The sequence below is a fragment of the Photorhabdus stackebrandtii genome (genome assembly GCF_011189495.1).
Classification (GTDB): domain Bacteria; phylum Pseudomonadota; class Gammaproteobacteria; order Enterobacterales; family Enterobacteriaceae; genus Photorhabdus; species Photorhabdus khanii.
Map to the genome: position 1 here is coordinate 1 of NZ_PUJV01000046.1, position 11,887 is coordinate 11,887.

Annotated in this window: 13 protein-coding genes and 3 pseudogenes; 8 read left to right on the forward strand and 8 right to left on the reverse strand. The window is 43.4% G+C overall.

The window, feature by feature from the left end; genetic code table 11:
* Window positions 1–424 precede the first annotated feature (424 nt).
* Window positions 425–598 (reverse strand): annotated as a pseudogene (locus tag C5470_RS20395) (ISKra4 family transposase); the annotation flags it as partial.
* 512 nt (window positions 599–1,110) lie between these two features.
* On the opposite strand from C5470_RS20395, the gene C5470_RS20400 reads away from it, so the two are divergent.
* The gene (locus tag C5470_RS20400; protein WP_166291556.1) at window positions 1,111–1,521 is read left to right on the forward strand and encodes a hypothetical protein; all 411 of its coding nucleotides are present in this window, start codon (window positions 1,111–1,113) and stop codon (window positions 1,519–1,521) included.
* 352 nt (window positions 1,522–1,873) lie between these two features.
* On the opposite strand, the gene C5470_RS20405 is transcribed toward C5470_RS20400, so the two are convergent.
* Window positions 1,874–2,485, reverse strand: a complete 612-nt coding sequence (locus C5470_RS20405; protein ID WP_166291558.1) for a recombinase family protein — start codon at window positions 2,483–2,485, stop codon at window positions 1,874–1,876.
* 7 nt (window positions 2,486–2,492) lie between these two features.
* The gene (locus C5470_RS20410) at window positions 2,493–3,323 is read right to left on the reverse strand and encodes a KilA-N domain-containing protein (protein ID WP_166291560.1); all 831 of its coding nucleotides are present in this window, start codon (window positions 3,321–3,323) and stop codon (window positions 2,493–2,495) included.
* Between the two features lie 217 nt (window positions 3,324–3,540).
* Between C5470_RS20410 and C5470_RS20415 the strand changes: the two genes are divergently transcribed.
* The 3 genes from C5470_RS20415 to C5470_RS20425 are packed head-to-tail and all read left to right on the forward strand — an operon-like array spanning window position 3,541 to window position 4,402.
* Window positions 3,541–3,744 carry a type II toxin-antitoxin system VapB family antitoxin gene (locus C5470_RS20415; protein WP_036847976.1) on the forward strand — a complete coding sequence of 68 codons (204 nt, stop codon included), beginning with the start codon at window positions 3,541–3,543 and terminating at the stop codon, window positions 3,742–3,744.
* A complete protein-coding gene (locus C5470_RS20420) occupies window positions 3,744–4,121 on the forward strand; it encodes a type II toxin-antitoxin system VapC family toxin (protein WP_132356337.1) in 378 nt (125 codons plus the stop codon). The genes C5470_RS20415 and C5470_RS20420 overlap by 1 nt, the downstream gene beginning before the upstream one ends.
* Window positions 4,118–4,402, forward strand: coding sequence for a hypothetical protein (locus tag C5470_RS20425; RefSeq protein ID WP_166291562.1), 285 nt, complete (start codon window positions 4,118–4,120; stop codon window positions 4,400–4,402). The genes C5470_RS20420 and C5470_RS20425 overlap by 4 nt, the downstream gene beginning before the upstream one ends.
* Before the next feature lie 376 nt (window positions 4,403–4,778).
* Here the strand turns inward: C5470_RS20425 and C5470_RS20430 are convergent, their stop codons facing one another.
* The gene (locus C5470_RS20430) at window positions 4,779–5,585 is read right to left on the reverse strand and encodes a DNA replication terminus site-binding protein (RefSeq protein WP_166291564.1); all 807 of its coding nucleotides are present in this window, start codon (window positions 5,583–5,585) and stop codon (window positions 4,779–4,781) included.
* Window positions 5,586–5,740: 155 nt separating this feature from the next.
* Window positions 5,741–6,294: pseudogene (locus C5470_RS20435) on the reverse strand (IS6 family transposase).
* Window positions 6,295–6,448: 154 nt separating this feature from the next.
* On the opposite strand from C5470_RS20435, the gene C5470_RS20440 reads away from it, so the two are divergent.
* Window positions 6,449–6,760 carry a type II toxin-antitoxin system HigB family toxin gene (locus C5470_RS20440; RefSeq protein WP_166291574.1) on the forward strand — a complete coding sequence of 104 codons (312 nt, stop codon included), beginning with the start codon at window positions 6,449–6,451 and terminating at the stop codon, window positions 6,758–6,760.
* A complete protein-coding gene (locus C5470_RS20445) occupies window positions 6,757–7,173 on the forward strand; it encodes a helix-turn-helix domain-containing protein (protein ID WP_166291566.1) in 417 nt (138 codons plus the stop codon). The genes C5470_RS20440 and C5470_RS20445 overlap by 4 nt, the downstream gene beginning before the upstream one ends.
* A 938-nt stretch (window positions 7,174–8,111) precedes the next feature.
* Here the strand turns inward: C5470_RS20445 and C5470_RS20450 are convergent.
* Together C5470_RS20450 and C5470_RS20455 are read right to left on the reverse strand one after the other, a co-directional pair.
* Window positions 8,112–8,813, reverse strand: coding sequence for a site-specific integrase (locus tag C5470_RS20450; RefSeq protein ID WP_166291568.1), 702 nt, complete (start codon window positions 8,811–8,813; stop codon window positions 8,112–8,114).
* A gap of 486 nt (window positions 8,814–9,299) precedes the next feature.
* Window positions 9,300–9,587 carry an RNA-dependent RNA polymerase family protein gene (locus C5470_RS20455; protein WP_207627059.1) on the reverse strand — a complete coding sequence of 96 codons (288 nt, stop codon included), beginning with the start codon at window positions 9,585–9,587 and terminating at the stop codon, window positions 9,300–9,302.
* Window positions 9,588–10,124: 537 nt separating this feature from the next.
* Between C5470_RS20455 and C5470_RS22535 the strand changes: the two genes are divergently transcribed.
* On the forward strand, window positions 10,125–10,475 hold the full coding sequence (locus tag C5470_RS22535; RefSeq protein WP_207627060.1) for a hypothetical protein: 351 nt from the start codon (window positions 10,125–10,127) through the stop codon (window positions 10,473–10,475).
* 38 nt (window positions 10,476–10,513) lie between these two features.
* Here the strand turns inward: C5470_RS22535 and C5470_RS20465 are convergent, their stop codons facing one another.
* On the reverse strand, window positions 10,514–11,122 hold the full coding sequence (locus C5470_RS20465; protein WP_166291570.1) for a DNA-binding protein: 609 nt from the start codon (window positions 11,120–11,122) through the stop codon (window positions 10,514–10,516).
* Window positions 11,123–11,543: 421 nt separating this feature from the next.
* On the opposite strand from C5470_RS20465, the pseudogene C5470_RS23065 reads away from it, so the two are divergent.
* Window positions 11,544–11,777, forward strand: a pseudogene (locus C5470_RS23065) (hypothetical protein); the annotation flags it as partial.
* Window positions 11,778–11,887 lie beyond the last annotated feature (110 nt).

The following is an 11,887-nucleotide window of genomic DNA, read 5'->3' on the forward strand; positions in this document are numbered from 1 at the left end:
AATCGCTCTGAACTTCATATTTTGTATACGGAGAAAGGTGAGAATTACCACCATATTTAGTACTCGCAGTAAAATGCAAACTAGTTCCCAGTTGCTTAGCTTTCCACGCACCCCATGCATTAGTAATCTCTTGAAGTTCTTTCATGATATAACCTCGATTAATGAAGAGTTAAGTTCAGCTAGTTTAAAAATTAACGTAACTTATATTATGTTACGTTATATAAAGATCGTAGTTTGATTTAAATAAAACGCAAATATTTAATTAGAGAATCATATGAATGACATTGAATAATGATAGTTTACATTATATATTATTATTTGTAGATATAATAACTACTATGTCATCATCCAGCGTTTTATGAGTCCGTTTGGAAAACGGAAAATATTCCACGCGAAGGAGAGCATAAAAATCTATGGGGTATTTTTACGCAGCTAGAGCCTCTATCTCTGTATTCTTCAATTTGGGATACCAACGATGAAATAAACTTTCAAGCTCTTCATTTAATACTATTACCCGTGTTTGTAAGAGATAATGCGCATCTTGCTGACTCCATTGCATTTGCTGTTTTTTCGCCATTCGCTTTGCTATCGTTTCACTGTTAAAAAATATCCAGTTATGGTTAACAGGCTGGAAGGCATAAAATGTGTGGGGCACTTGAATTATTTAGCGGTAAATTGGGCAACTCAACCGGACTATTACCCATTATCGGCCCATGAATACTTATACGTTAAAGTGGCTTCTTTAGCTGCTGCCACATAAATGCCCCACACTTTTCTATGCTCTCCCAAACTAGAGACCGCCGTCAATCTCATCAACGCAATAAATACACAAAACATGCAAAAGGTCACACTATTTTTAAATCAGGAATTAGATGCGGAATGACGGTTTCATGTAAATATCATTATCAATGATATTTATTAAACTCGGACTTAAGAGTTTAATAAATGAAAACACTCCCCTAAAGAATTTATAAAAATCATAGAAAGTTGAGGGATAGGTAGGAAGTACAGATAAATCCCATTGACGGATATGTGTATACAGTATTATAGTTCCTTTGACATGTTATATAAAAGAAAAAATTCTTTAAATTATATTAGGATGAAATTATTATGTCAGATATTCGTAATATTATTAATGTTAATAACAAATTTGGTTGTAAATACAAAGTAGATTTATTTAATCAGGAATCAGCAAATGAAACATTTCCCATCATTCCTGACCATGTGACTGTTTCTCCTGAGAAGGATTCATCTACCGGTGATATGTGGATTCCGTGGTGTGATAATCAGAAAGCTCTTGACGCTGGTCATTATATCAAAATCACTTTCAGTGAGAAAGGAGTTTCTGATATTGTGAACTACATGTTTCAACATGACAAGTACGTCTATGTTACAGACAGTAGTAAACAGTTTGGCAATAAGCAGGTTATGTCTGGTGACTCAGGTAAAGGTAAGGGGGATTATCAGCTTGAAATTAAAACAAATGGGGCTCTCCCACTGATGGAGTTAAGTAAATATTAATCTGTGGCTTATTATATATTATAATGACCCTGTAAATAATTCTGTGTATTTGCCCTTTAATTAAAGGTGGTCGTTTAAACGATCACCGAACTCAATCATAAAACGACTCATTGCCTGTTTCCAGTTTTGGATTGGCATACTGGGGTTTAGGTTGAGTAGAACTGCCGGTTACCCGGACAGGCCCCTCCTCAGAACCGGACTTGCGGAACTACCGCATCCGGCTCCCGACAGATCAGTGTCCCCACACATATTCAGCGAGTTAGTAACAGCATTGATTTGGTTTTGGCTATTTTTTCCCATCCCCCGATAGGGTTCAAAGTTGATGAGGAAAAAAATGGGTATTCAGTTAGCGCTAAGATTTTAATACTCTTTTGCCGTGTTCTCTGAGTTCCCCATCTGGCCCTACATACTTATAGATAGCCTGCCTGCTAATCCCAAGCTCTTCACATAATTCAGATACGCTACAATCCCTACTTTTCATGGAAGCCTGTGCCAGGCGAACCTGAGATTTTGTGAGTTTAAAAGAACGTCCACCTTCACGTCCTCTTGCTCTGGCCGCTGCCAGCCCTGCTTTTGTTCGTTCACTGATCAACTCCCGTTCAAATTCGGCCAGCGCGGCAAAAATCCCAAAGACCAATTTGCCACTGGCCGTCGTCGTATCAATTTCTGCACTTTGCCCGGTCAGTACCTTAAATCCTATTTTTCGATCCGCAAGATCATGGATAGTGTTCACCAGGTGTTTTAAGCTTCGGCCAAGCCTGTCAAGCTTCCATACCATTAACACATCGCCAGGCCTGAGGGCTTTCAAACAGGCATCCAATCCAGGTCGTTTGTCTGACTTCCCGGATATTTCATCCTGATAGATGCTTTCTTTATTGACATCGGCAGCAAGTAAAGCATCCAGTTGGAGATCCTGCACCTGACTTCCATCAGATTTGGAGACACGGGTATACCCAATTCGCATGAACGACCTATTTTAATTGTTTAAGTTTTTCAATGGATTTGTTTTCTATCAGGATCTTCATTTGACTGACCGCAACGCGATTCAGCTTTTGGAACCTGTCGTTTGCAGAGAGGCCTTGCCCGATAAGTTCAGCATTGAAGCTTTCTAAATTAGATAACACGACAAGTTGTTCCAGTGTGGCATAGTCCCGTATATTGCCTTTTAGTTCCGGGTTCTCTTGACGCCAGTCACTGGCTGTCTTGCCAAACAAAGCCAGATTCAATATATCGGCCTCATTAGCATAAGCAAAGTTTCTTGCTTTTGGGTTAATCTCCTGAGCGGGAATAATGTTCGTTTTTATTGACTCTGTATGAATATGATAGTTGACCTTGGCCAGAGTGCGCGAAACATTCCATTCCAGATTTTTCTGTTCATTTTCTGCTTGTTTGAGTCGTTGGAATTCTTTTAATAGATAGAGCTTAAACTCTGCGCTGATCCAGGAAGCAAACTCAAAAGCAATATCCCGATGCGCATAGGTTCCGCCATATCTGCCCGCTTTCGATATGATCCCGATTGCATGGGTAGTTGTGATCCAGCGTTTTGGCGTGAGAGAGAAACTGTTTGCGCCCGCTTCATGTTTAAATCCATCGAATTCGATGGAATTAAAATCAGGATTATGGAGCTGTTCCCACAAACCGATAAACTCAATGGTGCTGCGGTTTCTCATCCAGTTTTGCAGAATGTAATCACCGCGGTCGCCATCTTTGTACTTAGCGATGTCTGATAGCGATATATAGTCATCTTGTTTGTCGGAAAAGACAGAGACTTTTATACCCCGAACATCAATTTTTTGCGCCATAAACCTTTCTTCTCACTTTTGATGTGTCAGTTAAACGACCGGTTATCTGATTGTTGCGGATTTGCCCAATTTCTATCGGTATTTTTGCAAGAAAACTCATTGAGAAAATCAACGCAAGGTTACACCCTATCATTATTCTTTTCTTACTCTACAGATTGCTTTGATTTCGGTTTTGATGCAAGATATCATCAAAATATGAATCACATGAGGTAATGCTATGCGAACTACGGTCACGATTGATGATGTGTTGTATGCACAGGCGCTGGAAATGGCCGAGCCTGGCATGGATAAGGCTGATATCTTCCGGGAAGCGATAAAAACGTTCGTTCGGGTTCAGGCAGCAAAAAGACTGGCCTCGCTCGGCGGTTCATCGCCTGAAATGCAGATGATCCCCCGCCGCCATGAGGAGCCATCCGCATAATGACTATTCTGGTTGATACGTCCGTCTGGATTGACCATTTCAAAAACAGGAATGACGGGTTGATCCAGCTGTTGAGTCGGGATCTGATCCTGACTCATCCGATGATACTGGCAGAGATAGCCTGCGGTACCCCTCCGGCACCAAGACTGCGAACGCTTGGAGATCTGGGGCTGTTACCACAGAGTCATCAGGCCACTATCATCGAGGTGATGGCATTCATTGAAAACGAAAAGCTGTACGGCCTCGGATGTGGTCTGGTTGATATTACATTGCTGGCATCGACCCTGATAACACCGGGGGCAAGACTGTGGACACTGGATAAGCGACTTGAGAAGCTGGCTAAACGTCTTAATGCGAGTTATCAGCCGATTCATTGACAGAATTTAAACTGCTCTGTAAACCACCAGAAAACCGGCCGGTTTTCTGGTGGTTTACTCATTCTCAGGGAAGGTGCGCGGAAGAATCAGTAATGTGGTTTGAAAAGGGGCATTTATTGCGCGTCACTACAACTATCGGAAAAAATGTCCAATCCCGGAATATGGTGATCGGATTTATTATGATCGGACACCTTCGGGCTTTACGCCATAATAAGCTACCATTACCCGATACTGCTGACGGTGTTGAAATGGCAGTATGTTTTTCAGGCGATGGAGATTAAAAAATTGGGTGAACTTACCCCGCGAACTTTTACAGATTTCACGTAGCGACGCCAGTTTTTTAGCCTTTTCAGGTGGTCTATCGCTAGGTGCTGCTCGCGCTATGCGCGATTATGGGGGTTTAAGGAGCAACGGAACCATAACTGATAAGTGGTTAAATAGAATGGCTAATATTCATAAAATCAAATAATTATGAGTTTTACATTACCTATTATGAATATACGTCCAAGATGAGTTAAAGTTAATTTGGCTATCGTAAATGAGGTGGCTAAAAATGGCAATGTACGATGTAAATTGGCTAGTTTATTTTTGGCTGTTTAAATTGACCGCTTAACCGTGTTTTGGTTCCGTTGCACCCCAAACCCCAGTAAAAAAACCTTATTCTGTAATCACTTCAACACTTTCACCGTGGAAGCTCCCGAGGACTTCGGTCTTTACGCGGTCATTGCGTGGCCTGCGTTTCGCACGCTCAAAAGCATCGAAATTACCCAACATTTTTATCTCAGGTCTTTCGTTCTGGATAATGATGTATGGCATCGGCGCGGTGACGGTTTTAAGCGCCCCGGCTGGATTGAATTTGCTGACAAAAGTCACGTTAGCCACGGGCTGAACCTTCAAACGACGGCGAATACGCAGGCGTTCTTCTGGTACAGATATGACTTTCTGGATCAACTGATGCATAGGAACCGCTTGGCTTTCGTCCTCCCGGCTATCCTTACCCATCCTTAATAGCAGCTCAACCTTATCAGGCACCAGAAGAGACTCTTTTTCCTGCCAGCAGAATCTGACAGCAGAAATCCTCTCGTCTTTCCACCAGCGGATCTGACGATACAGATGCAAAGTCATCACGCCCCCACACTGATTGTGCAGCGTTTCGAAACGAGCGTTACGGCCCTGATAGGTGTTGATGATATGACTTTCAATACTCCACTTTAGTGCGTTAATTTGCTCAAGCAATCTGATTAGCTCGGCAGTAAAAGCATTGTCGTCGGAAGGAAACCAGAGTACACCAGCCGCACGCCGGACAGCCTTCTGTGAATAGTCATCTTTGATATGCATGTCGAGCCACGTATCAACCGCTTTCATTATTGCTTCATGGCCGCATAGCGGCGCTGGTAAGTGACTTTTACTTCCCGTTTTTTTCAGGTATTCTTCAACAAAAATCATTGTGGTCAAAATAAACATTTGTATTTCTTGATGCTAAAATATCTGGACACAATCAGATGCAAAAGTGCAGTTCTCACACACTTGCCTTATCACTGTAAGTAACTGGACACCATTAAGAACGGTTCTGTCGCATTAACAGAGAAAATTCGAGTGAAATTGAAGGTGATTGTTTTTTATGCAGCCAGTTGATAAAAGAAGGCGGCCGGTGAAATAAAACTGCCCGGCTCTTGCAGGTATTGTCCTTTGCGAAGCATACTGAACAGTTCAATCCCGATCTGCAAAGTTTGTGCTCGCTTGAAATTTTTGAATCCCAGCATGGGGCGTATTCGTCGTTTGATGTGGCGATGATCCTGTTCAATCCGGTTATTGAGATATTTGTTTTTCCGAATAATAATGGCTTCGTCCTTTGGTTTCCCCTGGTTTAATTCGTCTACTGCCGCTTTATTGGCACTGCTTTTATCAATCGTAACTATCTCAGGCTGTCCATGCTGGCACAGGGCGGCCTTCTTATCCCGCTGTGCGGTCAGCAGAAAATCCACCGTATTCCCGCCAGAGTCTACGGCCCGGTAAAGGTATTTCCACTGGCATTTCACTTTGATATAGGTCTCATCCATATCTCCTCAAGGTTATGCAGGCTCAATGCATAAGCCAGATGCCAGCGAATGCACTGAGCGATGATATCAACAGGATAATGCAGGCGTTTGAACACATTTCGGATAAGGGACATGGGGCGGGATCCGCTAAAAAACAAGGAAGTATACTGGACATTCCGCTAATGCGACAGAACCGTTGATGTTCCTGTAGAATAATTTGTTTCCATATTGTCAACATAATAAACCTGAGGTATACTATTTCCAGATTGGAAACAATAGGGTATGGAAATGCATGTTATTTCAAGGGAGCCGTTTGATTTAGCTACACGCCGCTACCCAAATAATTCCGCCGCACTTGATGATCTATATAAGTCGTTGCGGCGCTTAAAGTTCAGTTCTCCAGATGAAATGAAGTGCATATTCCCTAGTCTGGATCGGATGAAATATCGGGAAAAATGGTGGGTCATTGATGTTGGCGGCAATAATTTAAGAGTGATGTTTTTTGCAGATTTTGAGCGTGGGAAAATTTTTATCAAGCACATATCAACCCATACAGAATATAACAAATTGACGGATTATTACCGGAGGAATAAAGAATGATGATCAACGAAGCAATTCAGGCAGCAAATGGCCTGGTAAGCATTGTCCCTCTCTTAGGGGGCAGCACTTCCCGCAAAGATTATGATGAGGCTATGAAGCTGGTAGAATATCTGGTCGAGCACAATCCAGATAGTCCGCTGGTCGATATGCTTACGGCTAAAATTGACACATACGAAAATAGTGCGCCAGAGTTTACAGAGTTCAATGAACGTATTGCTAGCACACAAAGCGGTGTAGCAATTCTGCGTACATTGATGGATCAGTACGGCCTGAATCAGACTGATTTTGAGAACGAAATAGGGACGCGTTCCCTTGTTAGTCGTATTTTGAAAGGTGAACGTTCGTTAACACTTGAAGCTATGCGTAAACTCTCAGTTCGCTTTAGTGTACCGGTTAGCGTTTTTATTGATTAATTGATAGCAAAACGACACAACCGGTAGTCTGCGGCCATTAAAAAAATGCTGGCATTACCAGCTTAGTTGCGGGTTTTTTCATGCGCGCAGCGCATAGAAGGTAGTACACGGATATTGTATATGGCACTGTTGGTTATCCGCCGAAGCCCGGCGTAAGCCGGTACTATTCTAACAGGGATCACCTGACACTTCCCCATCCCTGCTAAGCTATACAGGCTTTCCGCGATGATTCTGGTTAGTTAAGCCTGGCGAAGCCCCCCAGTGAGCGGGCCTGATGGCACGGAGCGACGTCAGGGGCGTGATTTCCGGGGTCTAAGCACCGGCAGCTTGCTGCCGGTGCTTAGAGGGCTGTGCTTCTGAAATTGAAGCGATATTTTCTTGATTTAACACGGTAGCTACGACGATATGGAGAGCATAAAAAAGTGTTACTACATTAATGTAGAACTATCAACCGTACTCCGGCTAGCTCATTAATTCTAATGCCGGGATACCAACTCCCAAATTGTGCCTTTAATTCGCCATTCAGAACGGCCATCTGAGGGGAGCATTTAAACGATTGCCCCACACTTTTTTATGCTCTCCCTTGTTTGACGGTTAAGATTTTCCCTCTACGAGGTCAATCATGACACTCTTTTTGGCCTCGATATGACGGATGTACCCCAAGACGGTTTCCGCTTTTGTCTACGTCCCTTCATGCATAATCTGAGCGAGAGAATAGCCGGATTCCGTCATATCCTGCGCGGGCACCCACCCGCGCACTGTGACCGGTCCAGGTCGTGTAGCGTCCCTTGTTTTCCACCCCCTTCTTATCCCCCTGCACCACCGCCCACGTGGCGGAGAAAATCCGTTCCAGATTAGAGCGGGTTAATGGCTTAGCCATGGTGATAATGGCTTTATTCACCCGATGTACCTTGCAAAACAGGTAGGCATCGGGATGGTCAATCAAGCCAGCAACGTTGAGCCACTTTAGCAGACTGGCTGACGCTCTGGGGCTGAGCGCTTTGATGATCTCCTTGTCCATTGACAAGGGTTTTGGTGTAACCGATGTTCAGCATCACACTGCCATCGCGATTAAAAACCAAATCATTCACTTTAAGACGGGCAAGATTGAAAATACGCAACAGGGTATTGTAGGCCATAAACAGGAAGGCCAGATTGCGGATCTCTTTCAGCCGGTCTGACGCTTGCCATGCCGCATCAATCTGATTCAGATCGGTAATTCTGAACGGGATTACCTGACCCTCGGTTTCACCGTTAATGATCGAAACCCGGTGGATTTTTTTGAGTACCCGTTTCACCTTTTGACTGTCTCCGGCAGGGATTAACCCCGCCTGCCGGTGCAGCAGGTTCAGCATAGCGGTATAATTACGGATAGTGGCGGGCGCCAGCCCGTTTTCATGCAGTTCCAGCAGATAATCCCGCAGGTAGTCGGCGTCAACGGGCAGATAGGGGTGGCCTTTGGCAAGACACCAACGACACCACAGTCTTACCGCTATTATGAATTGTAGCCAGGTGTTGTCCGCAAACGCCTCCCGGTCTTTGATAAACGCATTAAGATTTCTGAGTACTTCCTCATTCAGGTCAGAGTTATCCGGGATAAGTACCGCATCGCGGCCAACAAGGAGCAGTCCATCTGCCATAAAAACCTCGGTATCTCGGTGGCGCTACGTAAAAAGTCGGGCGGAAAAAACCCCGCAATGTGGCTCAGATTTCACGTACACTCTTCAGTCATTATTAGCGATATCCCCCAGCATTTATGCCTGGGAGGGTGATCATTTGCCGGAGTGATCAGTAATCAGCGGGGTTTTTTGTGATGATCCCGGCGGCAACTCTTACTGTACAAAAATTGCGCCTCATCATTGTTCTGCATCCCCCCTGCTCCCGGTTAACAACCAGTATAACATTACATAAGCCCCATTATGTAATGTTATTGGCATTCCGTTTTTTTTGATTGAAGCGAGGTCAATCACATACCGCTTAGAGGGTAAACATTAAGAAAACGGCTCAGGTATATAATTTCAAATCCTTGTCTACGGCATGCTTGTCGTTTTGCTGGATTTTGCCCTCTAAGGATTCGATAGAGGGCATTTGTCAACGGGAATGATCAATGAATATTCACCAGTACACTACCGCGCGTATGATGTACCGGTGACGACAAAATCATCGGCGTAAGAGATGAAATTTACCTTATCCGCTCGCCTGTTTAATGCGCTGCTCCAGTCCGGCCAGAGCGTCAGCAACATGAGCGTTGGGGAGATAATACAGCTCTGTGGGGTTCCTGTATCAGTATGATAAAACAAACCTTTATCGATATAGCCCGACGACAGCCATTGGCGTAACATTGATTTATCTATCAGAATATTATCAATGCGCCACTGATGACCAATTTTGTCAAAACGGGTGTAAAAGACCAATTACATATTCTAAAACAAATAGTTAAGGGAAAAATATAACCGTTATCTAGGACAGCCCCTTAATCTATTGACTTCATTATGAACAAATTTCACGAACGGACAATATTGTCCGTTTTCCAAGCGTCCCCCATAATACAAATATCCAATAAATTTAAAAGTGAGAGAATGGAATGAAGAAATCATTTTTTGATGAGAAACATGAACTTCACGTAGATGTAGGTGATTCCTATCCTGGCACAGGTATTTTAACATTTGGTGATGGAACTCTACCATGCTTGAAAATGGAAAGCACACCCATAATTGTTTTTCATTCCCAAATAAAGCATAAATTCCAGAGCTAAGAGTAACCGCGTACAAAAACGAGGTATGTATATTATATAAATGTCGAATATTCAATAAATTCGTCTACCCTGGTATGATAATAAGAGATGACATGCTCAATAAGACAATCAGCTCCATTAAGGTTAGGATGGATGTTGTTTCAAGTGGCTTAATGGCTTCAATGGCTTTAACTACCCAAAGTTAAAGAATAATGAATTGGTTTTTGATTATCATAAAGACATATTTCGTGTAGACATATCGGCACACGATAAAAATTTTACACTTGCCGCCAATTATGGATATCAAACGTCAAAATCTGGCTCGACGTATGAAATAAAAGAATGGATAGAATTCGTTTTCTCTCCGTCCGAAGATCAGCAATTTGACGTGAGTGATGTATCTGGGAAGCCTATTGATTTATTGCATTTCTTCTCCGTCATTATTGGCGTACCTATCAATATGGTGTCGGTAGATATTGGTGAAAAAAAAGATATTCAACTTTATTTTCCATTTGCAAAAAGTAAACTGGAGTTTTGCAGGAAACACCAAATGATACAACAACACTGATCCATTGTGGCTTTTGTGAATAAATTCACTCATAAAAATCACTGGTTGGTGTTACGCGCTATCTCAACTAACTGTTCCTGTAGCTTTTTATAGTCATTACGGGACTCTTTAACTTCATCCTTCAGAGACTGTACTTGCTCATTTTTCTCGCTTATTCTTGCTACCAGTGATGAGTTTTCGGTTGTTAACTGCATTATCTGAGCATTTTTGTTTTCCTGCTCTTTCTCAATCTGGTGAATATTTTGCTCTTTTTCCGCTAATTGTTTTCGGAGACCCGCAATAGATTCTTCCAGACGTATTATTTCGGACAATACTTCGTCACGCTCGGCTATTGCTACTTCTATCGAGGTGTTAGCTTCTTTCCTAATTGTGTCAACCGTAGTAGAGGCCAGTTTGCTGGCAGCTGTCCAGACCTGACCTAATGATGTTTCGATAACTTTTTTCAAATCTGCTGGGATTTCAAGTGCGGCTGTGGCCTCTAATTTTTTTGTATCACGCCATTCCCGCATAACCGGTGATATATGGGATAACGAGCCGCCTCCCATATGCTCCCGCACTTGCTCATTTGTCGGAGTTTCCATACCTTCAGCCTGCAATGCATTAGCTGAACTGATGATCTTTTCTTTGATCTCCTGCTTAATTTTCATATTACGCCCACTTTACGTATGCATTGTAAGTATCATATATATAATACATACTTAACGCGATTGAATTCGTCGATGAATTCTAGGATGTCGCCAAACGTTTATGTTACCAGTAATGTTCTCACAGTGCTGTTTTCGGCGATGTGTATCAGCTGTTGCAGCTTTTACCTTGATTTTCCTTACATGATCGCCAATAACTGGCAAACACTGGATCATATGGTGTCGCTTCACACCGAATTTGGTATGCCGTTTTATCGGAATAGTGATCAATTGAATCAGATATTTTGAGGTAGTCACGCCATCAAGGTGTGATTTCCCCTGAAAACACCAGCGCCGGGCATTTTCCGGTAAAATGAGCCGCTGTGGTGGAAGGGAGCGGTGTTCATGAGTGCGCAAGCCATCGCTCAGTCGTTGACGCCACGAGCCTGGAAGCGCCGGTCTGCGGGAGCCGGTGGCGGGTCGGCGTTGGGAGATAGAAACGGGTTTCGAAGCCACCAAGGGTGAGTGCGGTCTGGCGCAATACGAAGTGCGCCGCTGGCAGAGCTGGTATCGGCACATCACGCTGTCCTTGTTAGCCCACGCGGTTCTGGTAGCCTTGCGGGTGCAGGAGAAAAAAAACGGTGCCGGGGCTGATAGCGTTGCAATGGCATTCGGTTAAGCTTCTATGCCTGTGCGCCAAAACAGTTCCAGCGAGTTCGGGGCTGCATAGATTTTCTTGGATAGTGCCTTCCTGGTCTTAACCGTTGAGTCATTCTGCCAATTCGCATG

Coding starts and splice junctions, on each gene's coding strand:
- C5470_RS20415 (WP_036847976.1), top strand. CDS start 3,541: ATGCGAACTACGGTCACGATTGATGATGTGTTGTATGCACAGGCGCTG.
- C5470_RS20410 (WP_166291560.1), bottom strand. CDS start 3,323: ATGGCGCAAAAAATTGATGTTCGGGGTATAAAAGTCTCTGTCTTTTCC.
- C5470_RS20465 (WP_166291570.1), bottom strand. CDS start 11,122: ATGAAAATTAAGCAGGAGATCAAAGAAAAGATCATCAGTTCAGCTAAT.
- C5470_RS20420 (WP_132356337.1), top strand. CDS start 3,744: ATGACTATTCTGGTTGATACGTCCGTCTGGATTGACCATTTCAAAAAC.
- C5470_RS20400 (WP_166291556.1), top strand. CDS start 1,111: ATGTCAGATATTCGTAATATTATTAATGTTAATAACAAATTTGGTTGT.
- C5470_RS20440 (WP_166291574.1), top strand. CDS start 6,449: ATGCATGTTATTTCAAGGGAGCCGTTTGATTTAGCTACACGCCGCTAC.
- C5470_RS20430 (WP_166291564.1), bottom strand. CDS start 5,585: ATGTTTATTTTGACCACAATGATTTTTGTTGAAGAATACCTGAAAAAA.
- C5470_RS20405 (WP_166291558.1), bottom strand. CDS start 2,485: ATGCGAATTGGGTATACCCGTGTCTCCAAATCTGATGGAAGTCAGGTG.
- C5470_RS20445 (WP_166291566.1), top strand. CDS start 6,757: ATGATGATCAACGAAGCAATTCAGGCAGCAAATGGCCTGGTAAGCATT.
- C5470_RS20450 (WP_166291568.1), bottom strand. CDS start 8,813: ATGGCAGATGGACTGCTCCTTGTTGGCCGCGATGCGGTACTTATCCCG.